25 protein-coding genes are annotated in these 21,691 nt (G+C 63.2%); 19 read left to right on the top strand and 6 right to left on the bottom strand.

Features of this window, described 5'->3' with window-relative positions; translation table 11 throughout:
- Positions 1-3: 3 nt before the first annotated feature.
- Complete coding sequence (locus VE092_RS10315; protein ID WP_414653457.1) at positions 4-891, bottom strand: phosphoribosyltransferase family protein; 888 nt, start codon at positions 889-891, stop codon at positions 4-6.
- Positions 892-992: 101 nt separating this feature from the next.
- Here VE092_RS10315 and VE092_RS10310 point away from each other — a divergent pair, with 101 nt between their 5' ends.
- The 8 genes from VE092_RS10310 to VE092_RS10275 all read left to right on the top strand — a co-directional run bounded on the left by VE092_RS10310 (position 993) and on the right by VE092_RS10275 (position 7,657).
- Positions 993-1,943, top strand: coding sequence for a methyltransferase domain-containing protein (locus VE092_RS10310; RefSeq protein WP_324876359.1), 951 nt, complete (start codon positions 993-995; stop codon positions 1,941-1,943).
- A 454-nt stretch (positions 1,944-2,397) separates the two neighbouring features.
- A complete protein-coding gene (locus tag VE092_RS10305) occupies positions 2,398-2,868 on the top strand; it encodes a DUF2244 domain-containing protein (protein ID WP_324876357.1) in 471 nt (156 codons plus the stop codon).
- Positions 2,869-2,890: 22 nt separating this feature from the next.
- Positions 2,891-4,051 carry a cytochrome c oxidase subunit II gene (coxB, locus tag VE092_RS10300; RefSeq protein WP_324876355.1) on the top strand — a complete coding sequence of 387 codons (1,161 nt, stop codon included), beginning with the start codon at positions 2,891-2,893 and terminating at the stop codon, positions 4,049-4,051.
- 18 nt (positions 4,052-4,069) lie between these two features.
- Positions 4,070-5,698: a cytochrome c oxidase subunit I gene (gene ctaD, locus VE092_RS10295; protein ID WP_324876353.1), complete on the top strand. Its 1,629-nt coding sequence runs from the start codon at positions 4,070-4,072 to the stop codon at positions 5,696-5,698.
- Between the two features lie 39 nt (positions 5,699-5,737).
- Complete coding sequence (locus VE092_RS10290) at positions 5,738-5,848, top strand: cytochrome oxidase small assembly protein (protein WP_006461515.1); 111 nt, start codon at positions 5,738-5,740, stop codon at positions 5,846-5,848.
- Positions 5,845-6,417: a cytochrome c oxidase assembly protein gene (locus VE092_RS10285; protein ID WP_324876350.1), complete on the top strand. Its 573-nt coding sequence runs from the start codon at positions 5,845-5,847 to the stop codon at positions 6,415-6,417. Before VE092_RS10290 ends, VE092_RS10285 begins: the two co-directional genes overlap by 4 nt.
- 79 nt (positions 6,418-6,496) lie before the next feature.
- Positions 6,497-6,673: a DUF2970 domain-containing protein gene (locus VE092_RS10280; RefSeq protein ID WP_324876433.1), complete on the top strand. Its 177-nt coding sequence runs from the start codon at positions 6,497-6,499 to the stop codon at positions 6,671-6,673.
- Positions 6,674-6,796: 123 nt separating this feature from the next.
- Positions 6,797-7,657 carry a cytochrome c oxidase subunit 3 gene (locus VE092_RS10275; protein ID WP_324876348.1) on the top strand — a complete coding sequence of 287 codons (861 nt, stop codon included), beginning with the start codon at positions 6,797-6,799 and terminating at the stop codon, positions 7,655-7,657.
- A 65-nt stretch (positions 7,658-7,722) separates the two neighbouring features.
- On the opposite strand, the gene VE092_RS10270 is transcribed toward VE092_RS10275, so the two are convergent.
- The gene (locus tag VE092_RS10270; protein WP_006461519.1) at positions 7,723-7,923 is read right to left on the bottom strand and encodes a twin transmembrane helix small protein; all 201 of its coding nucleotides are present in this window, start codon (positions 7,921-7,923) and stop codon (positions 7,723-7,725) included.
- 101 nt (positions 7,924-8,024) lie between these two features.
- Here VE092_RS10270 and VE092_RS10265 point away from each other — a divergent pair, with 101 nt between their 5' ends.
- Genes VE092_RS10265 through VE092_RS10245 form a run of 5 tightly spaced genes read left to right on the top strand, consistent with a single transcriptional unit; the run spans position 8,025 to position 12,023 of the window.
- Positions 8,025-8,747, top strand: coding sequence for an SURF1 family protein (locus VE092_RS10265; RefSeq protein WP_324876346.1), 723 nt, complete (start codon positions 8,025-8,027; stop codon positions 8,745-8,747).
- A complete protein-coding gene (locus VE092_RS10260) occupies positions 8,734-9,360 on the top strand; it encodes a cytochrome C oxidase subunit I (protein WP_324876344.1) in 627 nt (208 codons plus the stop codon). Before VE092_RS10265 ends, VE092_RS10260 begins: the two co-directional genes overlap by 14 nt.
- A gap of 41 nt (positions 9,361-9,401) precedes the next feature.
- Positions 9,402-10,538 (top strand): COX15/CtaA family protein, encoded by a 1,137-nt coding sequence (locus tag VE092_RS10255; protein ID WP_324876342.1) that lies wholly within the window; start codon positions 9,402-9,404, stop codon positions 10,536-10,538.
- Entirely contained in the window at positions 10,535-11,428 is an 894-nt protein-coding gene (gene cyoE / locus VE092_RS10250) for a heme o synthase (RefSeq protein ID WP_006461523.1), read from the top strand. Before VE092_RS10255 ends, cyoE begins: the two co-directional genes overlap by 4 nt.
- A 4-nt stretch (positions 11,429-11,432) precedes the next feature.
- Positions 11,433-12,023, top strand: coding sequence for an SCO family protein (locus VE092_RS10245; protein WP_324876339.1), 591 nt, complete (start codon positions 11,433-11,435; stop codon positions 12,021-12,023).
- Positions 12,024-12,104: 81 nt separating this feature from the next.
- Here VE092_RS10245 and rpoH read toward each other — a convergent pair whose 3' ends face one another.
- The 4 genes from rpoH to ftsY all read right to left on the bottom strand — a co-directional run bounded on the left by rpoH (position 12,105) and on the right by ftsY (position 16,338).
- Entirely contained in the window at positions 12,105-13,004 is a 900-nt protein-coding gene (rpoH, locus tag VE092_RS10240; protein WP_077236081.1) for an RNA polymerase sigma factor RpoH, read from the bottom strand.
- Between the two features lie 532 nt (positions 13,005-13,536).
- Positions 13,537-14,460 carry a permease-like cell division protein FtsX gene (gene ftsX / locus VE092_RS10235; RefSeq protein WP_324876335.1) on the bottom strand — a complete coding sequence of 308 codons (924 nt, stop codon included), beginning with the start codon at positions 14,458-14,460 and terminating at the stop codon, positions 13,537-13,539.
- On the bottom strand, positions 14,457-15,149 hold the full coding sequence (locus VE092_RS10230; RefSeq protein ID WP_006461527.1) for a cell division ATP-binding protein FtsE: 693 nt from the start codon (positions 15,147-15,149) through the stop codon (positions 14,457-14,459). Before VE092_RS10230 ends, ftsX begins: the two co-directional genes overlap by 4 nt.
- Before the next feature lie 4 nt (positions 15,150-15,153).
- A complete protein-coding gene (ftsY, locus tag VE092_RS10225) occupies positions 15,154-16,338 on the bottom strand; it encodes a signal recognition particle-docking protein FtsY (RefSeq protein WP_324876332.1) in 1,185 nt (394 codons plus the stop codon).
- A gap of 168 nt (positions 16,339-16,506) precedes the next feature.
- Here ftsY and VE092_RS10220 point away from each other — a divergent pair, with 168 nt between their 5' ends.
- The 6 genes from VE092_RS10220 (at position 16,507) to VE092_RS10195 (ending at position 21,484) form a co-directional block, all read left to right on the top strand.
- The gene (locus VE092_RS10220; RefSeq protein ID WP_324876330.1) at positions 16,507-17,886 is read left to right on the top strand and encodes a pitrilysin family protein; all 1,380 of its coding nucleotides are present in this window, start codon (positions 16,507-16,509) and stop codon (positions 17,884-17,886) included.
- A 44-nt stretch (positions 17,887-17,930) separates the two neighbouring features.
- On the top strand, positions 17,931-18,587 hold the full coding sequence (locus VE092_RS10215) for a ParA family protein (RefSeq protein ID WP_324876328.1): 657 nt from the start codon (positions 17,931-17,933) through the stop codon (positions 18,585-18,587).
- A 26-nt stretch (positions 18,588-18,613) separates the two neighbouring features.
- Positions 18,614-19,948 carry a pitrilysin family protein gene (locus tag VE092_RS10210; RefSeq protein WP_324876326.1) on the top strand — a complete coding sequence of 445 codons (1,335 nt, stop codon included), beginning with the start codon at positions 18,614-18,616 and terminating at the stop codon, positions 19,946-19,948.
- 30 nt (positions 19,949-19,978) lie between these two features.
- Positions 19,979-20,641, top strand: coding sequence for a 16S rRNA (guanine(966)-N(2))-methyltransferase RsmD (gene rsmD / locus VE092_RS10205; RefSeq protein WP_324876324.1), 663 nt, complete (start codon positions 19,979-19,981; stop codon positions 20,639-20,641).
- A gap of 36 nt (positions 20,642-20,677) precedes the next feature.
- Positions 20,678-21,160, top strand: coding sequence for a pantetheine-phosphate adenylyltransferase (gene coaD / locus VE092_RS10200; RefSeq protein ID WP_006461533.1), 483 nt, complete (start codon positions 20,678-20,680; stop codon positions 21,158-21,160).
- A 63-nt stretch (positions 21,161-21,223) separates the two neighbouring features.
- The gene (locus tag VE092_RS10195) at positions 21,224-21,484 is read left to right on the top strand and encodes a YfhL family 4Fe-4S dicluster ferredoxin (RefSeq protein ID WP_102663732.1); all 261 of its coding nucleotides are present in this window, start codon (positions 21,224-21,226) and stop codon (positions 21,482-21,484) included.
- Positions 21,485-21,691 lie beyond the last annotated feature (207 nt).

The raw sequence follows: 21,691 nt of genomic DNA, 5'->3' as shown, positions 1-21,691 counted from the left end.
CGCTCAGGTCGGCAGGGTGCGTGCAAAGACCAGATTGGTCACCCGGCGCGCGCCGTGCCGTTTGAGCACGATCGCCACCTCATTCAAGGTGGCGCCGGTGGTCATGACATCGTCGACGATGCCCACGTGCAGGCCTCGGACCTGGTCCATCGCCGCGAAGGGCAGGGCGAAGGCCGAGCGCACGTTGCGGGCCCGCGCGCCCACCGGCAGGGCCGATTGCGCCTGAGTTTCCTTCTTGCGCTCCAGCAGGCGGCCATTGAGGGGGATTTCCATCATCCGGGAGAGCGGCTTGGCAATTTCCAGGGCCTGGTTGAAACCCCGCTCCTGCAGCCGGGACAGTCCCAGCGGCACCGGCACCAGCAGGCTGGGCATGGCCAGTTGCACGTCGCTGCCGGGTACCGGGTTGCGGCGCGAGGCGTCGAAGATCAGGCGGGCCAGCAAGGGGGCCAGGCGCAGGTCGCCGCCGAACTTCAGGGCCAGGGCCAGCTGGTCGGACGGCGCGAAGTAATCGGTGGCGACAATGGTGGCGTCGAAGGCCGGGCGATCCTTGAGACAGGCGCCGCAGCGCAGTTCCTTGCCGGTCACCGGCATCGGCAGGGCGCACTGGATGCAGCGCCGGTGCTGGCGGGTATAGAAGCGCTTGTGACAGGGCGCGCACAACGTCTCGCGCCCGGCCGCGCCGCACAGCGCGCAGGACGAGGGCAGCAACTGCGGCATGTGCGCCAGCAGCCGCTGCAGCCAGCCGGGACCGGCCGGCTTGCCCGAATTCGACGGTTTCGACGACATGGACGGCTTCGACGACGTCGGCGGCTTGCCAGTGACGGCGCGATAAGCGCCGGCAGGCTTGGCCTGGGCTGGTTTGGCGGGGGAAGTTGGCGGTTTGGGGTCCATGCGTGCGGCGCCCGGGAAAAATGGATTTCGACTAAACTACGCGCATTATCGCATCAGCCCTCCCGGATCTGCTGCCCACCTGTTTCCCAAGTCTATTCCCGATGTCCCTGCCGCCGCCTTCTGCCAGCGCCAAGCTGAGCGCTCCCATCGATCTGCCCCTGGTACGTCGCCGTTTCGGCCAGCCGCAACGGGTGGCCGAGTCCGATTTCCTGCGTCGCGAAGTGTCGGCGCGCATGCAGGAGCGCCTGGCTCTGGTGAAGATAGAACCGCGCGAGGTGCTCGACGCCGGTTGCGGCGAAGGTGCCGATCTGCCGGTGCTGCAGAAGCGTTACCCCGAGGCCAGCGTGATCGGCCTGGATGGTGCCTACGGCATGCTGGCCCGGGCCGCCGAGCACCAGCGCGGTGCGCAGACGGCCATGAACCGGCTCTTTGGCTCCATCAACAAATGGCTGGGCGCCAGCTCTGGTGCCGGTGCCAACGGCCCTCAACTGGCCTGCGCCGATTTCGCCCAGCTGCCGCTGGCAGCCAATGCGCTGGACCTGGTCTGGTCCAACCTGGCCCTGCACTGGCACCCGCAGCCCGACCGGGTATTTGCCGAATGGCGCCGGGTGCTGCGGGTAGAAGGGCTGCTGATGTTTTCCTGCTTCGGCCCCGATACTCTGCGCGAGGTCCGCAGCGCCTTCGAGAACATCGATCTTGCACCGCACACCTTGCCCTTCGTCGACATGCACGACTTCGGCGACATGCTGGTCAACGCCGGCTTCTCCACGCCCGTCATGGACATGGAGACCATCACCGTGACCTATGAAACGCCGCAGCGCCTGCTCGAAGACGTGCGTGCCTGGGGTGGCAATCCGCTGGAATCGCGGCGCCGCAGCATGATGAGCCGCGACCAGTACCAGCGCCTGCTGGCTGCCTTCGAGGCTATGCGCAAGCCCGACGGCAAGATTCCGCTGACCTTCGAGATCGTCTATGGCCACGCCTTCCGGCCGGTACCCAAGACCACGGCCGCCGGCGAGAGCATCATCCGCTTCGAACGCCCGCCGCGCTAGCCGCCGCCTGGCGCGTGGCGTCATCCGCCACTTCATATAAGCCTTAGTCGCACAGCACTATCTGGCCTGTGGTCCAGTTGCTGTATCGTGACGCCCGGCCTCACCCTGCACACCCTGTTGCCGCCCGCCAAGCCAGGCCCCTGGCCGCTGTGCGGCAGGCAGTGGGGAGCGCTGGTGCGGCAGCCGGCGCCGCCGTTGTCAATGCGGCGGTGCGTGCTTGATCCATGGCGACGTTAGCCCTTATACTCAAATGGGTAAAAAAATTCACACAAAGAAATTCCAGCACGAACAAATAGCAAGAATAAATAAAGACCGCAAAACGGATAGCCACGGATAGCGCCAAGACCAGGCAGGCCACCCAGCAAGACCGGGCCGCCCCCGCCATCCAGTGAGTGATCCTGCAGCGGATCGAAACAGAGACACGCTCGACCGACAATCATGCTGGCGAGGTGCTATGGAGACGCGGGAATGGATATTGAAGCGCAATTGTTCGATTGCGCCACGTCAGCTGGCGTGGGTCTTCGCAATCCTTTGTACGGTTTCACTCACGGTCGCGCTGGGCTTCACGCTCCACGGCGCCTGGACCATCCTGGTTTTTTCAGTCATTGAATTGTCGGCGGTGGGCGCGGCCATGCTGGTCTACGCCCGTCACGCCACGGATCGCGAAGTAGTGATGCTGGTCGACGATGGCCTGGTAGTCGAACTCTTCCAGGGCAGTTGCAGGCATCGCAGCAAATTGCAGTTGCATGGCATGCGCATCGCTTTTCCAGCAGGACGCCAGGCACTGGTGGCCCTGGAGAGCCGGGGGCAGCGCGTGGAAGTGGGACGGTTCATGAGCGAGTGGAAGCGATACGAATTCGCGCAGGAGCTGGAGCGCACACTCTCCGCCAGGGCCGGCGGGACGGCTGCACTCTCATTCTTATAATTTTGGGCTTTTGAGGAAATCCATGAAACTTGCGAAGCGCCTTCAATCCCTGACCCTCGGTGCCTCGCTGCTGGCAGCCGGCTTGCCGGCCTGGGCAGTGGTGGACAGTCCGGGGGGACCGGCCGTGCTGCAGATGAACTTCCAGCCGCCGGTGACCAAGATCGCCGAGCAGATCTACGACCTGCACATCCTCATGCTGATCATCTGCCTGGTGATCTTCGTGGCGGTGTTCGGGGTGATGTTCTATTCCATCATCAAGCACCGCAAATCGGTCGGCCACAAGGCCGCCACCTTCCACGAAAGCACGACCGTGGAAATCGCCTGGACCGTGGTCCCGTTCCTGATCGTGATCGGCATGGCCCTGCCGGCGACCAAGACGGTGGTCGCCATGAAGGACACCTCCAACGCCGACCTCACCATCAAGGTCACCGGCATGCAATGGAAGTGGGGCTACGACTACCTCAAGGGCGAAGGGGAAGGCATTTCCTTCCTCTCCAACCTGGCCACGCCGCGCGAGCAGATCACCGATCCCTCGCTGAAGAAGAACGACAACTACCTCATCGAGGTGGACAACCCCGTCGTGGTGCCGGTCAACAAGAAGGTGCGCATCGTCACCACCGCCAACGACGTGATCCACTCCTGGACCATCCCCGCCTTCGGCGTGAAGCAGGACGCCATCCCAGGCTTCGTGCGCGACACCTGGTTCCGCGCCGAGAAGATCGGCACCTATCGCGGCCAGTGCGTCGAGCTGTGCGGCAAGGACCACGCCTTCATGCCCATCGTGGTCAACGTGGTCAGCGATGACGACTACAAGAAGTGGGTCGACGAAAAGAAGAAGGAAATGGCCGCCAAGGCCGATGATCCCAACAAGACCTGGACCGTGGACGAGTTGAAGCAGCGTGGCGAGAAGGTCTACGCCGCCAACTGCGTGGCCTGCCACCAGGCCAACGGCAAGGGCGTGCCGGGCGCCTTCCCGGCGCTGGACGGCAGCGCCGTGGTCAATGGTCCCAAGGCCGACCAGATCCATCTGGTGCTCAACGGCAAGAACGCCATGCCGGCCTGGAAGGGTGTGCTTAACGATACCGAGATCGCCGCCGTGATCACCTATACGCGCAACACCTGGTCCAACAAGGCCCAGGAAAACATCGTGCAGCCCGCCGAAGTGCTGGCCGCCCGCAAGTAATCGTTTGGAGAACCGGACATGACTACCACTGTCGACCACGCCCCCGACCATTCCCACGATCACGGGCATGGGCATTCTCACGGCGATCACCACGATCACGCGCACGATCATCCCCACGGCTGGCGCCGCTGGCTCTTCGCCACCAACCACAAGGACATCGGCACGCTCTACCTGTGGTTCTCGTTCACCATGCTGCTCTCGGGCGGGGTGCTGGCGCTGTTGATCCGGGCCGAGCTGTTCCATCCCGGTCTGCAATTCTTCCGTCCCGAATTCTTCAACCAGTTGACCACCATGCACGGCCTGGTGATGGTGTTCGGCGCGATCATGCCGGCCTTCGTCGGCTTCGCCAACTGGATGATCCCGCTGCAGATCGGCGCTTCCGACATGGCCTTTGCGCGGATGAACAATTTTTCCTTTTGGCTGCTGCCTCCGGCCGCGCTGCTGCTGGCCGGTTCCTTCCTGGTGCCGGGTGGTGCCACCGCCGCCGGCTGGACGCTGTACGCACCGCTGTCGACCCAGATGGGGCCGGGCATGGACATGGGCATCTTCGCCATGCACATCATGGGCGCCTCTTCCATCATGGGCTCGATCAACATCATCGTCACCATCCTCAACATGCGCGCGCCCGGCATGACGCTGATGAAGATGCCCATGTTCTGCTGGACCTGGCTGATCACCGCCTACCTGCTCATCGCCGTCATGCCGGTGCTGGCCGGTGCCATCACCATGACGCTGACCGACCGTCACTTCGGCACCTCCTTCTTCAACGCCGCCGGCGGTGGTGACCCGGTGATGTACCAGCACATCTTCTGGTTCTTCGGTCACCCCGAGGTCTACATCATGATCCTGCCGGCCTTCGGCATCGTCTCGCAGATCATCCCGGCCTTCGCCCGCAAGCCGCTGTTCGGCTATGCCTCCATGGTGTATGCGACCGCCTCGATCGCGATCCTGTCCTTCATCGTCTGGGCACACCACATGTTCACCACCGGCATGCCGGTCACCGCGCAGCTGTTCTTCATGTACGCCACCATGTTGATCGCCGTGCCCACCGGCGTGAAGATCTTCAACTGGATCGCCACCATGTGGCGCGGCTCGATGACCTTCGAGACGCCGATGCTGTTCTCGGTGGGCTTCATCTTCGTCTTCACCATGGGTGGCTTCACCGGCCTGATCCTGGCGGTTACGCCGATCGACATCCAGATGCAGGACACCTATTACGTGGTAGCCCACTTCCACTACGTGCTGGTGGCCGGTTCCTTGTTTGCGCTCTTCGCCGGTTACTACTACTGGGGTCCCAAGTGGACCGGCTACATGTACAACGAATGGCGCGGTAAGTTCCACTTCTGGGCCTCGCTGATCACCTTCAACATCACCTTCTTCCCGATGCACTTCCTGGGTCTGGCCGGCATGCCGCGTCGCTATGCCGACTACCCGGCGCAGTTCACCGATTTCAACATGGTCGCCTCCATCGGCGCCTTCGGTTTCGGCCTGTCGCAGGTGTACTTCCTGTTCTTCGTGGTGATCCCGTCCATCAAGGGCGGCCAGAAGGCCGAAGCCAAGCCCTGGGATGGCGCCGAAGGCCTGGAGTGGACCGTGCCCAGCCCGGCGCCCTTCCACACCTTTGAAGAACCGCCGGTGGTGAAGTAAGCGCCTGTGGACAAGACAACCTACGTCAACGGAGCCGCCATGAGCGAACGCAAGAAGCCCAACAACCTGCGTACCGGCCTGCTGCTGGGGCTGGTGGCGCTGGCCTTCTTCGTGGGGATTTTCATCAACCGTATCTGGTTCGCCAAATGACTCGTCCATCGGATCAGGAGCAACAAGCAGAAGAGCGTGGCCTGAACCGCACGATGCTCAGGAAGCTGGTCGTGGTGGCGGTACTGATGTTCGGTTTCGGTTACGCGCTGATCCCGGTCTATCGCAAGATCTGTGAGGTGACCGGGGTGAATTTCCTCACCCCCAAGGACGTGACGGTAGAGGCGCCGGCCAATACGCAGATCGACAAGACGCGCACGATCACGGTGGAGTTCGATGGCAATGCCCAGGGACCGTGGCGTTTCCGGCCCACGGTGACCAGCATGCAGGTGCATCCGGGCGAGATGACCCAGGTCACCTACGAGGTGGTCAATACCCAGCCGCGCAATGTCGACGCCCAGGCCATCCCGAGCTACGCGCCGCAACAGTCGGCGGCCTTCTTCAAGAAGGTGGAGTGCTTCTGCTTTACCCAGCAGACCCTGGGCCCCAACCAGGCCAAGCAGATGCCGGTGGTGTTCTATATCGATCCGAAGTTGCCCAAGGACGTGACCACCATCACGCTGTCCTATACCTTCTTCGAGATCAACGGCAAGGACAAGACTGCCGGCTGATGCGGGCCGGCGGGGAGGAGACGGTTTGAATGACCAGTTGAAACAGGCGACGCAACGCAAGGCCTCGTTCGGCGCGACGATGAAGGCGGTGTTCTGGTCCTTCTTCGGCGTGCGCAAGCGCAAGGATTACGAATCGGATGCCGCCAGGCTCAATCCGGTGCACGTGATCATCGCCGGCATCCTCGGCGCGGTGATCTTCGTGACGGTGCTGGTGATCGTTGTCCGGCTGGTGGTGCGCAGCGCAGCAGGTGGATGAGCGGCCGCGCCGCGCTGAAAGAGCATTAAGAAAAAGTGAACCTGGATCGCAAGAGCATTCGATAGTGCTGAATGCCCACGCCGCCCAGGCAAGGATAATCGGATTTCGTACCGGGAGAAGAACATGAGTTCTCAGCAAGCCAAGGCGCCCCATTATTTCGTCCCAGGCCCGTCGCGCTGGCCGATGATGGCAGGCATCTCCATGCTCATCACCATGATCGGGGCCTCGGCCTGGGTCAATGGCGTATCGTGGGCGCCCTATGTCAACATCCTCGGCATCCTGATGGTGCTGGTGGTGCTGTACTACTGGTTCGGCGACGCCATCCGCGAATCGGAATCCGGCCTCTACAGCGAGCGCATCGACCTCTCCTATCGCTGGAGCATGAGCTGGTTCATCTTTTCGGAGGTGATGTTCTTCGCCGCCTTCTTCGGTGCACTGTTCTATGCCCGCAGCATCACCATGCCCTGGCTGGCCGACCTCGACCACAAGCTGATCTGGCCCGATTTCAGCGGGCAGTGGGGTAATGTCGGGCCGGCGGGAACGGTGGAGAACTTCACCACCATGGGCCCATTCCCGATCCCCACCATCAACACGCTGCTACTGCTGACCTCGGGCGTGACGCTGACCATCTCGCACCACGCCATGCGCGCCGGCCATCGTACGCAAACCGCCGTGTGGCTGTTCCTGACCATCCTGCTGGGCGCGGTGTTCATGGGCTTCCAGGCCTATGAATACATCCATGCCTATAGCGAACTGAACCTCAAACTCAGCTCCGGCATCTACGGCTCGACCTTCTTCATGCTGACCGGCTTTCACGGCTTCCACGTGACTATGGGCGCGATCATGCTGTCGGTGGTGCTGTACCGGGTGCTGCGCGGGCACTTCACGCCCACTCATCACTTCGCTTTCGAGGGCGCGGCCTGGTACTGGCACTTCGTGGACGTGGTGTGGCTGGGACTGTACGTGGTGGTGTACTGGCTGTAGGTCTGGCCGGTTCGAGGCAGACAGGGGCCGCACTTCGGTGCGGCCTTTTCATGTGAGGGGGCGTTTCAGCGGATGCCGGTCGGCTGTATCCAGCCCAGCTTGTAGCTCAGCAGGATGAACAGGAACAGCGCCACCGAAAAGCCCACCCGCAGTGTCAGCGCCTGTACCGTGCGATTGCTCTTGCCCTTGTCGCGCATGAGGAAGATCAGCGCCGAGGCCAGGCTGGCCAGGATCAGGATGAAGGCGATGGCGACGATGATTTTCATGGCGGTAGAATTCCTGTCTCGGTCCGCTGGCTTGCGGTATGCTGCGTTGGTTTAGTTTTTGCATCCCGTTTCTGAGGCCATTGTAAGGCCAAACTTCATCGATGCCGACCAGATTCCGCTTCCGCCTCATCCCCTTCTGCGCCACGCTGGTGGTGGCCGCCGCCGGTATCGCGCTGGGGCAATGGCAGAGTCATCGGGCGGCGGAGAAAACCGCCCTGCAGCAGCGCATGCAGGCGCGTGCGAGCGAAACGCCATTGCTGACCCTGCCTGCGGAAGCGGTCACCAGCGATATGGAATTCCGCCATATCAAGCTGCGTGGCGAGTTCATTCCGCAGTGGACGCTCTATCTGGAAAATCGTCCCTACAATGGCGCCGTCGGGTTTCACGTGCTCACGCTATTCAAGCCGGAAGGCAGCCCGCAGGCCGTGGTCGTGGCGCGCGGCTGGGCGCCGCGTGATGCCGCCGATCGCACGCGGGTACCGCAGGTGGCACCACCTTTGGGTGTGACGGAAGTGGAGGGCGTGCTGCGCCATGATGCCGGCCACGTGCTGCAGTTGGGCCAGGCCGATGCGCCCCGGCCGCAGGCCATCCTGCAGAATCTGGACATCCCCGCGCTGTCGCAGGCCAGCGGCATGGTGCTTTCGCCGCTGGTGATAGAGCAGGGCGGTAAGCCCGGTGATGCGCTGGTACGCGACTGGCCCGCACCTTCGCTGGGTATCGACCGCCATCGCGGTTACGCGGTGCAGTGGTATGCACTGGCCGCCATGGCGCTGATTTTTTTCATCGTGACAGGATACAAACGTGGTCGTCATGACAAAGCCTGAAGTCCCTGCCAAGCCGGCGCCCTCCGATGATGCGCGCCGCCGTCGCCTCGGGCGCTGGAAGATGCTGGCCATCGTGGCGGTCTGTGCGGCGCCGCTGATCGCTTCCTATTTCACGTACTACGTGATCAAGCCGCAGAGCCGCAACAACTACGGCGCCTTGATCGACCCGCGCCAGTATCCGATTCCCGACCTGGGCAGCAGCGCCATCGATGGCAGTCCCGCCAGGCTTGAGGATTACAAGGGCAAGTGGGTGATGTTGCAGGTGGATCGCGGCGAATGCGGCGCGCCCTGCCAGCAGAAACTGCTGACCATGCGCCAGCTGCGGCTGATGCAGGGCAAGGAGATGGAGCGCATCGAACGCGTCTGGCTGGTGACCGATCGCGCACCGATCCAGACCCTGCTCCTGCGCGAATACGACGGAACCGATATCCTTCGGGTTGACGCCGGCAAATTGCAGTCCTGGTTGCCGGTCGATGCTGGTACCTCGGTCGAAGACCACATCTACCTGATCGACCCGCTGGGCAATCTGATGATGCGCTTCCCCAAGGATCCCGATCCCGGCAAGATGAAGAAGGACATTTCCAAGCTGCTGCGCGCTTCGGCCATCGGGTGATGCCCGGGCCGGCACGCATGCTGACGCAAGTTTGAATCAAGATGAATGCAACGACGCTGATACAACTGGGCCTGACCGGGCTCGTGGTCGCCCTGATCCCCCTGGCGCTGGTCTCGCGCGCACAGGGTGTGGCCAACAAATACCGCAAGCTGGTGTGGGTGACGCTGTTCTTTACCTTCGACCTGATCATGTTCGGTGCCTTCACGCGCCTGACCGATTCCGGCCTCGGCTGCCCCGACTGGCCGGGCTGCTACAGCCATGCCAATCCGCTGCTGGCGCATGAACACATCAATGCCGCCCAGGAAGCCATGCCCTTCGGCCCGGTCACCTGGGCCAAGGCCTGGATCGAGATGATCCACCGTTATTTCGCCATGGCGGTGGGCTTCCTGATCATCGTGCTGATGGTGACGGCGTGGCGGCGCTGGATCAGGTCGGGCGGGAGCGAGCTGCAGTTCCGTCCCTGGTTCCCTACGGCCCTGCTGGGCTTCGTCTGCCTGCAGGGGGCCTTCGGTGCCTGGACCGTGACCATGAAGCTGCAACCGGTCATCGTCACGATTCACCTGCTGCTGGGCCTGACATTGCTGGCCATGCTGGCCTGGCTGGGCGCGCGACAGGAGTCCCATGTGCCGGTTTCTGCGGCCGGGCGTGCCTTGATCGTGCCGGCTACCATCGGCGCCGCCCTGTTGGCGCTGCAGATCGCGCTGGGGGGCTGGGTCAGTACCAACTATGCAGCGCTGGCCTGTTCCGATTTCCCGCTCTGCAACGGTCAGCTGGTGCCGCAGATGGACTTCGAGCATGGCTTTACCCTGTGGCGCCACCTGGGCATGACCTCGGCCGGCGACTTCCTGCCGGTCGAAGCGCTGACCGCGATCCACTGGGTGCACCGCAGTTTTGCCTTTGTCGTGATCTTGTATGTTGTATGGCTGGCACACCGCGCCCTGCGTGACGAGGGCTTGCGCAAGACTGCCCGCTGGCTGTTGACCGTGCTGGGTTTGCAGCTCTGTACCGGTCTGGCGACCATCTATCTGAACTGGCCGCTGGCCATTGCCGTGGTCCATAACGGCGGGGCGGCGCTGCTGGTCATCCTCATGGTCATGTTAAACTACAAGGTCCGTTACGCACCCTCCGGCCTGGCCGTCGCTGCTCCACCAGCATCCGCCCGGCCCGTCACGCTATGACCACACTGACCGCCCAACCCAACCGCATCGCCCAGTACTGGGCACTGACCAAGCCGCGTGTGACGCAGCTGGCCGTGTTCTGTGCCGTGATCGGCATGTTCCTCTCCACGCCCGATCTGCCGGATTGGCACAAGGTCATCTTCGGGACGGTCGGCATCTGGCTCCTGGCCGGTGCCGCCTTCGCCATCAATTGCCTGGTCGAGCGCGAGATCGATTCGCGCATGGCCCGCACCGCCCGCCGGCCACTGGCGCGCGGCGAAATCACGGTGCCGCAGACGCTGGTGTTCTCGGGCGTACTCGGCGGCCTGGGCATGTGGGTGCTGTACAACCTGGTCAATCCGCTGACCATGTGGCTGACCTTCGCCACCTTCGTCGGCTACGCCATCATCTACACCATCATCCTCAAGCCGGCCACCTCGCAGAACATCGTCATCGGCGGCCTGGCCGGCGCCATGCCACCCGCCCTGGGCTGGGCCGCGATCGCCAACGACGTACCGATGCAGGCCTGGGTGCTGGTGATGATCATCTTCATCTGGACGCCGCCGCACTTCTGGGCGCTGGCCATGTACCGCCGTGACGACTACGCCAAGTCCGGCCTGCCCATGCTGCCCATCACGCACGGCATGGATGTGACCAAGTTGCACATCCTGATGTACACCATCGCGCTCTTCGCCGTGAGCCTGCTGCCCTTCGCCATCGGCATGAGCGGCCTGATCTACCTGGCCACGGCGGTCGTGCTGGGAGCGATCTTCTTCTGGTATTCCTGGCAGATCTATCGCCGCTACACCGACCTGATCGCGCGCAAGGCCTTCGCCTATTCCATCGTCTACCTGTCCATCCTGTTTGCGGTGCTGCTGGTGGATCACTATTTTCTGTTCCGCGGTTTCTGAGCCCATGAAAAGATTTTTCTCGGCGCTGCTGCTGGCCGGCTGCGCAACGCTGCTGGCGGCCTGCGGCCCGTCCAAGCCTGAGCTGAAGTTCAACAATACCGATGTCACCGGCTTGGACTACGCCAAGGACTTCGCCCTCACCGACCACAACGGCAAGCCGCGCACGCTGGCCGATTTCAAGGGCAAGGTGGTGGTCATGTTCTTCGGCTACACCCAATGCCCGGACGTCTGCCCGACCACCATGATCGAGATGGCCAATGTCATGAAGGAACTGGGGCCCGATGCGGACAAGGTGCAAGTGCTCTTCGTCACCGTCGATCCCGAGCGCGATACGCAGGAAGTGCTGTCGCAATACGTACCGGCCTTCGACAAGCGTTTCCTGGGCCTGCGCGGTGACCTGCCGCAGACCGAGAAGGTCGCCAAGGAATTCAAGGTGTTCTACCAGAAGGTACCTGGCAAGCAGCCAGGCAGCTACACCATGGACCACACGGCCGGCAGCTATGTGTTCGATACCCAGGGCCACATCCGCCTGTTCGTCAAGCACGGCCAGGGACCGCAGACCCTGACGCATGACATCAAGCTACTGCTGAGCTGAGCCGGAGAGCTCATCCAGAGCTGGAAACAAGAAAGGCGCCCGAGGGCGCCTTTCTTGATGCTGCGATGCGGATCAGGCGGCTCAGGAATAAGCCTGCAGCGCAGTCTTCATCTTCTTCAATGCCACCGCTTCGATCTGGCGAATACGTTCGGCAGACACACCGAATTCATCGGCCAGCTCATGCAGGGTGGCACCCGAACCATCGTCATTGGCCAGCCAGCGGGCTTCGACGATACGGCGCGAGCGGTCATCCAGCTTGGACAGTGCGGCTTCCAGGCCTTCCGATTGCAGGCGATCGTACTGCTTGGCCTCGATGACACGGGTCGGCTCCGAATTGTCGGAAGACAGGTAGGCGATGGGCGCGAACTTGTCATCTTCATCGTCGGTGGGCGACTCCAGGGCGATGTCGCGACCGGACAGACGGGTTTCCATCTCGATCACTTCTTCGCGCTTGACGTCCAGGGTCTTGGCCAGCGCCTCAACCTGAGCCGGGGTCATCGCATCCAGGCCTTCCTTGTGGCTGCGCAGGTTGAAGAACAGCTTGCGCTGGGCCTTGGTGGTAGCAACCTTCACCAGACGCCAGTTCTTGAGGATGTACTCGTGGATCTCGGCCTTGATCCAGTGCATGGCGTAGGACACCAGACGCACGTTCTGCGCCGGATCGAAACGCTTGACGGCCTTCATCAGCCCGATGTTGCCTTCCTGGATCAGGTCGGCGTGCGGCAGGCCATAGCCCAGGTAACCACGGGCGATCGAGACGACCAGGCGCAGGTGCGACAACACCATCTTCTGGGCGGCGCCCAGGTCATTCTTTTCGCGCAGGTCGCGCGCCAGCTTGATCTCTTCCTCGTGGGTCAGCATGGGCAGGCGGTTCACTGCGGAAATATACGCGTCGATATTGCCCAGGCTGCCGGAAAAACCCAGCGCGAGTGCATTGGACTCGGCAGGCATGAGTGCAGTTTGTGCAGACGCAGTTTTCATGGATTCTCCTCGTTCCTAGCGGAAACAGTATGAAGCGGTAAGCTTTGGGGCCGGCGCCGGTGGCTTGGCGCGGCAGATGCGCAGCGGGCGCATCGTCTCGGTTTGTTGCAGTGCTCACATAAAACTGGAGCAATTCGATAAGGTATTCTAGCACTCGTCACCCCAGAGTGCTAATAGCATGATTGGGAAGCGTTGATAGTCGACGACTATTGCTGATCAGTCCCTCATTGCATTATTTCCCCTCCATATTAGTCGCCTTTGGGCGACAAAAGTTGCGATGCGGGTCAAAAGCAGGCGAGAAACTTGTAACAATTTTTGCAGCGCGCCACGGGGCTGGAAAGGGGCAGACGCCAGGGCAGAAAAGGGAGCACAGACAGAAGTGCCGCTTTGCCGGCAAGGCCGGCGACCACCCGTGGGAAGACGTACAGGACTTGGAATTATTGCAGGGCGAGGAGTTCCACCGACGTTTCCGATGCCAGAAAAGCCGAAGCCCGCTGCTGCGGGCTTCGATCTGGATGCGCCAGGAACAGCGTCAGGCCTTGCGGGCCAGTTGCCGATGCACCGAGAGCATCGCCCCGAACAGGCCCAGCAGGGCGCTCACAGCCAGCAGCAGGGCGATGGCCATGGGGCTGGGCAGGGCCAGCTGGAATTCCGACGCATACAGGTGCGCGAAATCGAGGATGGCCGCATTGAGCGGTTGCTGTGCCGCCACCACCAGCCCCAGCGCCACCAGTCCGGCGCATCCGCCCAGCAGGGCGCCGGTGTAATAGAAGGGCCGGTAGATGAAGGAATTGGTCGCCCCGAACAGGCGCGACACCTCGATTTCGTCGCGCTGCGTCATCACCTGCAGGCGGATCGTATTGAACACCACCGCTACCACCACCGCACCCAGCGTGATGCCGAGGAACAGCAGCACCAGCCGCAGGATGCGCAGCAACGCCGCCAGCCGCTTGACCCATTCCGAGTCGATCTGCACCGTATCCACGCCGGCTTGCTTCTTCAGTTGCTGCGCAATGTCATCGACGCGGCCGGCATTCATGGCGTTCTCGAAGCCCGGCAGGCGCACCACGAAGCTGTCCGGCAGCGGATTGCTGCCCAAGGTATTGAGCACATCGGCCAGGCCAGTCTTGCTCTTCAAGGCATCGAAGGCCTTCTCGCGCGGGATGAACTCGACCTTGCCGTTGGTATTGCTGTCCTTCAACACCTGGTTGATGGTCTTGCCCACCGCCAGCGCAGCCTCGCGGCTGGCCTCGGGTTTCATGAAGATGCTGATTTCCGGCTCCACCGACATCTGGTCCGAGATCGGGCGCACGTTTTCCAGCGCCGACAGGCCCGCGAAGGGCAGCGCCAGCGCAATCGAGACCACCAGCACGTTGAGCACGAAGTTGCCCGGCGAGCGCAGCAGGTGGCGCAAGGCGTCGGCGATGGCGGCGAAATGCTGTCTCAGCCAGTTCATGGCGATACCTCCACCGGATTGGCCACGCCGTTGTGCCAGCCATCGACGATGCGGCCACGGTCCAGATAGACGATGCGGTCGGCACCGGTCAGGAATTGCTCATCATGGGTCGAGATCAGGCAGGTCACGCCCACGCCATGGAAGGATTTCAGGGCCGCCAGCACCTTGTTGGCATTGGCGCGGTCCAGGTTGGCCGTCGGTTCGTCGGCCAGGATGATCTGCGGACGGTTGACGATGGCCCGTGCAATGGCCACCCGCTGCTGCTCGCCACCGGACAGTTCCAGCGGTTCACACATGGCCTTGCCCAGCAGGTCCACCTTGTCCAGCGCGGCGCGGGCGCGCTTTTCGGCGTCCTGGCGCGAGGAACCGGTGACGATCAGTGGCAGCATCACGTTGGCCAGCAGGTTGCGGTCCAGCAGCAGCTTCTGCTGCTGGAAGATCAACCCCAGATTGCGGCGCAGGTAGGGCAGGCCGGAAGCCTTGATGCCACCGATGTCGGTGCCGTTGACGCTCAGCTTGCCCGCCGTGGGCCGCTCGATGGCCGCGATCATCTTCAGCAGCGTCGATTTGCCGGCGCCCGAAGGGCCGGCCAGGAAGATCAATTCGCCCTTCTTTACCGACAGCGTGATGTCGCGCAGGGCGTAGACCTCGCGCGCGTATTGCTTGGAAACCCGGGTAAATTCAATCATCAGTTCAGCTCAGGAGGGCATCGACGAATTCGGTGGCGTTGAACGGTTGCAGGTCTTCGATCTTCTCGCCCACGCCGATGAAATACAGCGGCACCGGGCGGGTCTTGGCGATGGCGGCCAGGATACCGCCCTTGGCGGTGCCGTCCAGCTTGGTCACCACCAGCCCGGTCAGCCCCAGCGCATCATCGAAGGCCTTGACCTGGGCCAGCGCATTCTGGCCGGTGTTGCCATCGATAACCAGCAGCACTTCATGCGGGGCCGAGCTCATCGCCTTGGCAATGACCCGCTTGATCTTCTTGAGTTCATCCATCAGGTGCAATTGCGTGGGCAGGCGGCCGGCGGTATCGACCATCACCACATGCGTGCCGCGCGCCTGCGCCGAATGCACCGAGTCATAGGCCACCGCGGCCGGATCACCGGATTCCTGCGCGATCACCTGCACATTGTTGCGCTCGCCCCAGACAGCCAGCTGCTCGCGGGCGGCAGCGCGGAAGGTGTCGCCGGCGGCCAGCAGTACCGACTGTCCATGGGCCTGCAGGTGCAAGGCCAGCTTGCCGATGGTCGTGGTCTTGCCGGCACCGTTGACGCCGGCGATCATCATCACCAGCGGCTTCTCGCGGCCCAGCACCAGCGGACGCTGCAGCGGTTGCAGCAGATCGATCAGCAGCGTACGCAAGGCCGTACGCACCTGGGCGGCCTCGGTCAGGCGCTCGGCCTTGACCTTCTTCTTCAGTTCGTCCAGCAGCCATTGGGTGGCCTCGACGCCGGCGTCCGACACCAGCAATGCCGATTCCAGTTCTTCGTAGAGATCGTCATCGATGCGCGCTCCCACGAACAGGGTGGTGAGATTGCTGGAGGTCTTGGACAGGCCCGCCTTCAGGCGCGACAGCCAGGAACGCTTGACCTCCGGTTCCGGCTCGGGCGCGGCGACGATCTCGGCTTCTTCCTCGGCCGCATCCTCGACGGGTGCAACTGCCTCGGGCAGCACTGGCGGCGCAGGGGCCACGGTAGGCGCCGCGACAGGCGCGACTGCGGGCGCAGACACCATCGGTGCGGGTGCAACGGGAGCAGCAGGTACGGCCGGTACCGGCTCTACGGGAGTGGCAGCCGGCTGCGGCGCCGCTTCGGGCTGGGGCGGCAGCGCGGGCTGCGCTTCCGGTTTGGGTTTTCTCTTGAAGAAACTGAACATCGGATGGCGATAGGCTGGATTCGGGCTGCGGCCGGGGCGGGAAGGCGGGAGGGGAGGCGCGCATGGCTGTCCTGACAACCGCAGTGGACAGGTTACAATTGCCCTTCCACAAGACCCGCGCATGGCCGCCAGGGTCAATGAATCCAGCATTTTATCAGAGCACAGCCCATGAATTTGAAGATCAGAGCCCTTCTCGCCACTGCCCTCTTCAGCCTGCTGGCCGGTGGCATCACCCCGGCACAGGCCGAGCCGGCGCGCGAATTCGTGATCGGCAATGGCATGAAGGTGGTGGTCAAGGAAGACCGGCGCGCACCCACGGCGGTGCAGATGGTCTGGTACAAGGTCGGTTCGGTCGACGAGTTCAACGGCACCACCGGTGTCTCCCACGCGCTGGAACACATGATGTTCAAGGGCACCCGCAACCATAAGGTGGGCGAGTTCAGCCGCCTGGTGGCCGAACTGGGCGGGCAGGAAAATGCCTTCACCGCCAATGACTACACCGCCTACTTCCAGCAGATCGAGAAGAGCCATCTGGAAAAGGTCATGGCCCTGGAAGCCGACCGCATGGCCAACCTGCAATTCGACGCCAACGAATTCGCCAAGGAAATCCGCGTCATCATGGAGGAGCGCCGCTGGCGCACCGATGACCAGCCCATGGGCCTCCTGAATGAAGCTCTCAACGCCGCCGCCTGGACCGCCCATCCCTACCACCATCCGGTGATCGGCTGGATGGACGACCTGCAGCACATGACGGTGCAGGACATCGCATCCTGGTACCGCCAGTGGTATGCCCCCAACAACGCCACCCTGGTGGTGGCCGGCGATGTCGATGCCCAGCGCGTACTGGCCCTGGCCAAGAAGTATTTCGGCAAGATTCCGGGCCATGCCCTGCCGGCGGTCAAGCCGCAGAACGAACCCCAGCAGCTGGGCATGCGCCGCGTCACCGTCAAGGCCCCGGCCGAGAATCCCTATGTGGTGATGGCCTGGAAGGTGCCGGCCCTGCGCCAGGTGGAGCAGGACCAGGAAGCCTATGCACTGGACGTGCTCTCTGCCGTGCTGGATGGCTATGACAACGCCCGCCTGACCGCGCATCTGGTGCGCACCGGCAACCAGGCCACCGCGGTCGGCGCCAGCTACAGCGGCGTGGCGCGCGGCCCGGTGCTGTTCACGCTGGAAGGCAGCCCGGCCCATGGCGTCACCACCGAACAGCTGGAAACCCTGCTGCGGGCCGAGGTGAGCCGCATCGCCAGCGAGGGCGTGTCGGAACAGGAACTGCAGCGCGTGAAGACGCAACTGATCGCCTCCCAGGTCTACAAGCGCGACTCGGTGTTCGGCCAGGCCATGGAAATCGGCATGATGGAAACCGTCGGGCTGGGCCAGAAGAACATCGACCGCATCATCGATCGCCTCAACAGCGTGACCGCCGCGCAGGTGCAGGCGGTGGCCCGCAAATACTTCACGGACGATACCCTGACCGTGGCCACGCTGGTGCCGCTGCCGCTGGAGGGCAGGAAGCCGGCACCGCCGCCGGCCGGCTTGTTGCACTGAGGCGCGTCGCGCCGCTCGTCTTCCCCGTTCTTGCAGGAGGAAACATGCCCGTCATCGTCGTCGCCAATCCCAAGGGGGGCGTAGGCAAGACCACCCTGGCCACCAACCTGGCCGGCTATTTCGCCAGCCAGGGCCATGGCGTCCTGCTGGGGGATATCGACCGCCAGCAGTCTTCACGCGCCTGGCTCGCCATCCGCCCGGAGCAGGCCCGTCCGATTGCCACCTGGGAGGTCAGCGAAGACTACGTCGCCAAGCCGCCCAAGGGCACCAGCCACGTCGTGCTCGATACCCCGGCCGGGCTGCATGGCTGGCGCCTCAACGACGCCCTCAAGCTGGCCGACAAGGTGCTGGTGCCGTTGCAGCCCTCGATCTTCGACATCCTCGCCACCCAGGACTTCCTGCGCCGGCTGGCCGGTGAAAAGGCGGTGCGCGAAGGCGAGATCGAGGTCGGCATCGTCGGCATGCGGGTCGATGCCCGTACCCGCTCGGCCGAGCAGCTGCAGCGCTTCATCGAGGGCCTGAAACTGCCGGTGCTGGGTTATCTGCGCGACACCCAGAACTACGTCCAACTGGCCGCGCACGGCCTGACGCTGTGGGATATCGCCCCCTCCCGCGTACAGCGTGATCTGGAGCAATGGCAGCCCATCCTGCAGTGGCTGGCCAGCGCCAAGGGCAATGAACAAGATGCACAACGCGGATGATCCGCAGGTTTCGATTCCAGGCTTCCATGAAAAAATACTTAGGTTTTCTCCTCCTTCCGCTGAGCCTGCTGAGCAGCGCCCCTGCTTCGGCAGCCCTGGCCATCCAGTCGTGGACCCAGCCCGACGGCGCCCGCGTACTGTTCGTGGCCAACCATTCCATCCCCATGCTGGACGTGAGCGTGCAATTCGACGCCGGCCAGCGCCGTGATCCCGCCGCCAAGGCTGGCCTGGCCGAACTGACCGTGGCCAGCCTCACGCGTGGCGTGGACGCCGGCCAGGGTGCTGATGGTGCCAATGCTGCCCTGTCCGAAGCGCAGATCCTGGATGGCTTCGCCGATGTCGCCGCCCAGCAGCAGGGTGGGGCCGGCCAGGACCGCGCCGGCGTGAGCCTGCGCACCCTGTCTGCCCCGGCCCAGCGCGACGTCGCATTAGGTCTGCTGGCGCGCATGCTGGCCCATCCCAGCTTCCCGCAGGCCGGGCTGGATCGCGACAAGGCACTGGCCATCGCCAACATCAAGGAAGAATTGACCAAGCCTGAAGCCATCGCCGAAAAAGCTTTCATGCAAGCGGCCTATGGCACGCACCCCTACGCCGTCGACGCGGACGAAGCCAGCCTGCAGGCCATCACCCGTGATGACCTAGTGGCCTTCCACCGCGCCCATTACGTGGCCAATCGCGCCGTCATCGCCCTGATCGGCGATATCACCGAAGCCCAGGCCCGTGCCATTGCCAGCGCGCTCACCCGCCAGTTGCCACAGGGCGCACCTTTGCCGGCGCTGCCACCGGTGCCCACGCCTAAAGGAGGAGAAACGCGCATCGCCCATCCGGCCTCGCAATCCCATATCCTCATCGGTGCCCCGGCCCTGCAGCGTGGCGACAATGATTTCTTCGCGCTGACGGTGGGCAACTATGTGCTGGGCGGCGGCGGTTTCGTCTCGCGCCTGACCGACGAGGTGCGCGAAAAGCGCGGCCTGAGCTACAGCGTCTATAGCGGTTTCTCGCCACTGGCCCAGCCCGGCCCCTTCCAGATCGGCCTGCAGACCAAGAAGGAACAGACCGCCGAAGCATTGCGCGTGACCCGCGCCACGCTCGACAAATTCCTCCAGGACGGCCCCACCGCCGCCGAACTGAAGGCCGCCAAGGACAACCTGGCCGGCGGTTTCGCGCTGCGCATCGACAGCAACGCCAAGTTGCTGGAAAACCTCTCGGTCATCGGCTTCTACGGCCTGCCACTGGATTACCTGGATCACTGGATCGAACGCGTCCGCGCCGTCAGCGTGCAGGACGTGCGCGCCGCGTTCCGTCGCCATGTGCAGCCGACGCAGCTGTCCACGGTCATCGTCGGTGACGACGCCCAATAGAGGCTCAATAAGGAAGCAGCAAGGAAAGTCATGAACAAGAGCAGTCCCCCCAAGTCCGCCCCACCCGGCAAGCCGCGCAAGCCCGTCAACCGCGGCCCGCACCAGGTCCGCATCATCGGCGGCCAGTGGAAGCGCACCCCGCTCCCGGTGCTGGACGCCGAAGGTCTGCGCCCCACGCCGGACCGCGTGCGCGAAACCGTCTTCAACTGGATCACCCACCTGATCGATGGCGACTGGGCCCAGGTGGCCTGCCTGGATCTGTTCGCCGGCTCCGGCGCCCTTGGTTTCGAGGCCGCCAGCCGTGGCGCGCGTCGCGTGGTGATGGTGGAAAACAGCAGCCCGGCGGTACGCCAGCTGGAAGCCAATCGCGACAAGCTCAAGGCCGACGCCATCTCCATCCTGCGCGGCGACGCCCTGGCGGCTGCCCAGCATGCGGCCCAGCGCGTGCCCGGTGGCTACAGCCTGGTGTTCATCGACCCGCCGTATCACCAGGGCTGGCTGGAAAAAGTGTTGCCGGCCTGCATGACTTTGCTCACCCCATCCGGGCTGGTCTATGCCGAAGCCGAATTCCCGCTCGACGGCGACGATGCCCCGGCGTGGATGCAAGACTGGGAAGTGGTCCGCGCCGACAAGGCCGGCATGGTCTTCTATCATTTATTGCAACGCAAAAGCAGTGCCCGAATTGAGGCATAATGCGCCTTCTGATTGAATAGCCGGTGAGGAGACACCATGGTCACAGCTGTATATCCAGGGACATTCGATCCGTTGACGCGTGGGCATGAGGACCTGGTCCGCCGCGCTTCCGGATTGTTCGACAAGCTGGTCGTGGGCGTAGCCGACAGCAAAAACAAGAAACCCTTCTTTTCGCTCGAAGAGCGTCTGTCGATCGCCAATGAAGTGCTGGGCCACTATCCCAATGTCCAGGTGGAGAGTTTCTCCGGCCTGCTGAAGGATTTCGTGCGCCAGAACAATGCCCGCGTCATCGTGCGCGGCCTGCGCGCGGTGTCCGACTTCGAATATGAATTCCAGATGGCGGGGATGAACCGCTACCTGCTGCCGGACGTCGAGACGCTGTTCCTGACGCCCTCCGACCAGTACCAGTTCATCTCCGGCACCATCGTGCGCGAGATCGCTCAGCTGGGCGGCGACGTCTCCAAGTTCGTCTTTCCTTCGGTCGAGAAATGGCTCAAGGAAAAGATCGCCAAGCAATAAGGCCAGGCGATCCACAAGAGGTAAAGGTAGGGCAATGATGTTTCAAGCAAGCGAGGTGCGGCAATGGCACTGATGATTACCGACGATTGCATCAACTGCGACGTCTGCGAACCGGAATGCCCCAACGAGGCCATCTACATGGGTCCGCAGATCTACGAGATCGATCCGGACAAGTGTACCGAGTGCGTCGGTCACTTCGAGGAGCCGCAGTGCCAGCAGGTCTGCCCGGTGGCCTGCATCCCCTTCAATCCGGCCTGGCGTGAAAGCCGCGAGCAGTTGATGGAAAAGTACGAGCGCCTGCAGGCCGGGGCCAAGGCTTCCTGAGTCCATCCCCATCGTCCTTGGCCCAGATGCCGTTCAGTGACACGCTGAACGGCATTTTGGTTTGATCAATGCGCATCGAGAACACCATAAGCCAGGCTTAATACCGACTATCGGCAGGCGCAGATCGGCTCCGGTGCGGGAAATGCCAGACTCGCGCCAGCCTCAGATCCATCCGCCCGGTATGCATCCCCCTGGCTTCCCCCGTAC

It is taken from the genome of Herbaspirillum sp. (assembly GCF_035644555.1).
Lineage (GTDB): Bacteria > Pseudomonadota > Gammaproteobacteria > Burkholderiales > Burkholderiaceae_D > Herbaspirillum.
The sequence above is the reverse complement of the archived record's forward strand: the minus strand, read 5'-3'. Positions and strand labels throughout refer to the sequence as shown.

What these genes read in the sequence shown, in the direction of transcription:
- VE092_RS10315 (WP_414653457.1), bottom strand. Translation starts at nt 891, where the DNA reads ATGGACCCCAAACCGCCAACTTCCCCCGCCAAACCAGCCCAGGCCAAG.
- VE092_RS10310 (WP_324876359.1), top strand. Translation starts at nt 993, where the DNA reads ATGTCCCTGCCGCCGCCTTCTGCCAGCGCCAAGCTGAGCGCTCCCATC.
- VE092_RS10305 (WP_324876357.1), top strand. Translation starts at nt 2,398, where the DNA reads ATGGAGACGCGGGAATGGATATTGAAGCGCAATTGTTCGATTGCGCCA.
- coxB (WP_324876355.1), top strand. Translation starts at nt 2,891, where the DNA reads ATGAAACTTGCGAAGCGCCTTCAATCCCTGACCCTCGGTGCCTCGCTG.
- ctaD (WP_324876353.1), top strand. Translation starts at nt 4,070, where the DNA reads ATGACTACCACTGTCGACCACGCCCCCGACCATTCCCACGATCACGGG.
- VE092_RS10290 (WP_006461515.1), top strand. Translation starts at nt 5,738, where the DNA reads ATGAGCGAACGCAAGAAGCCCAACAACCTGCGTACCGGCCTGCTGCTG.
- VE092_RS10285 (WP_324876350.1), top strand. Translation starts at nt 5,845, where the DNA reads ATGACTCGTCCATCGGATCAGGAGCAACAAGCAGAAGAGCGTGGCCTG.
- VE092_RS10280 (WP_324876433.1), top strand. Translation starts at nt 6,497, where the DNA reads ATGAAGGCGGTGTTCTGGTCCTTCTTCGGCGTGCGCAAGCGCAAGGAT.
- VE092_RS10275 (WP_324876348.1), top strand. Translation starts at nt 6,797, where the DNA reads ATGAGTTCTCAGCAAGCCAAGGCGCCCCATTATTTCGTCCCAGGCCCG.
- VE092_RS10270 (WP_006461519.1), bottom strand. Translation starts at nt 7,923, where the DNA reads ATGAAAATCATCGTCGCCATCGCCTTCATCCTGATCCTGGCCAGCCTG.
- VE092_RS10265 (WP_324876346.1), top strand. Translation starts at nt 8,025, where the DNA reads ATGCCGACCAGATTCCGCTTCCGCCTCATCCCCTTCTGCGCCACGCTG.
- VE092_RS10260 (WP_324876344.1), top strand. Translation starts at nt 8,734, where the DNA reads ATGACAAAGCCTGAAGTCCCTGCCAAGCCGGCGCCCTCCGATGATGCG.
- VE092_RS10255 (WP_324876342.1), top strand. Translation starts at nt 9,402, where the DNA reads ATGAATGCAACGACGCTGATACAACTGGGCCTGACCGGGCTCGTGGTC.
- cyoE (WP_006461523.1), top strand. Translation starts at nt 10,535, where the DNA reads ATGACCACACTGACCGCCCAACCCAACCGCATCGCCCAGTACTGGGCA.
- VE092_RS10245 (WP_324876339.1), top strand. Translation starts at nt 11,433, where the DNA reads ATGAAAAGATTTTTCTCGGCGCTGCTGCTGGCCGGCTGCGCAACGCTG.
- rpoH (WP_077236081.1), bottom strand. Translation starts at nt 13,004, where the DNA reads ATGAAAACTGCGTCTGCACAAACTGCACTCATGCCTGCCGAGTCCAAT.
- ftsX (WP_324876335.1), bottom strand. Translation starts at nt 14,460, where the DNA reads ATGAACTGGCTGAGACAGCATTTCGCCGCCATCGCCGACGCCTTGCGC.
- VE092_RS10230 (WP_006461527.1), bottom strand. Translation starts at nt 15,149, where the DNA reads ATGATTGAATTTACCCGGGTTTCCAAGCAATACGCGCGCGAGGTCTAC.
- ftsY (WP_324876332.1), bottom strand. Translation starts at nt 16,338, where the DNA reads ATGTTCAGTTTCTTCAAGAGAAAACCCAAACCGGAAGCGCAGCCCGCG.
- VE092_RS10220 (WP_324876330.1), top strand. Translation starts at nt 16,507, where the DNA reads ATGAATTTGAAGATCAGAGCCCTTCTCGCCACTGCCCTCTTCAGCCTG.
- VE092_RS10215 (WP_324876328.1), top strand. Translation starts at nt 17,931, where the DNA reads ATGCCCGTCATCGTCGTCGCCAATCCCAAGGGGGGCGTAGGCAAGACC.
- VE092_RS10210 (WP_324876326.1), top strand. Translation starts at nt 18,614, where the DNA reads ATGAAAAAATACTTAGGTTTTCTCCTCCTTCCGCTGAGCCTGCTGAGC.
- rsmD (WP_324876324.1), top strand. Translation starts at nt 19,979, where the DNA reads ATGAACAAGAGCAGTCCCCCCAAGTCCGCCCCACCCGGCAAGCCGCGC.
- coaD (WP_006461533.1), top strand. Translation starts at nt 20,678, where the DNA reads ATGGTCACAGCTGTATATCCAGGGACATTCGATCCGTTGACGCGTGGG.
- VE092_RS10195 (WP_102663732.1), top strand. Translation starts at nt 21,224, where the DNA reads ATGGCACTGATGATTACCGACGATTGCATCAACTGCGACGTCTGCGAA.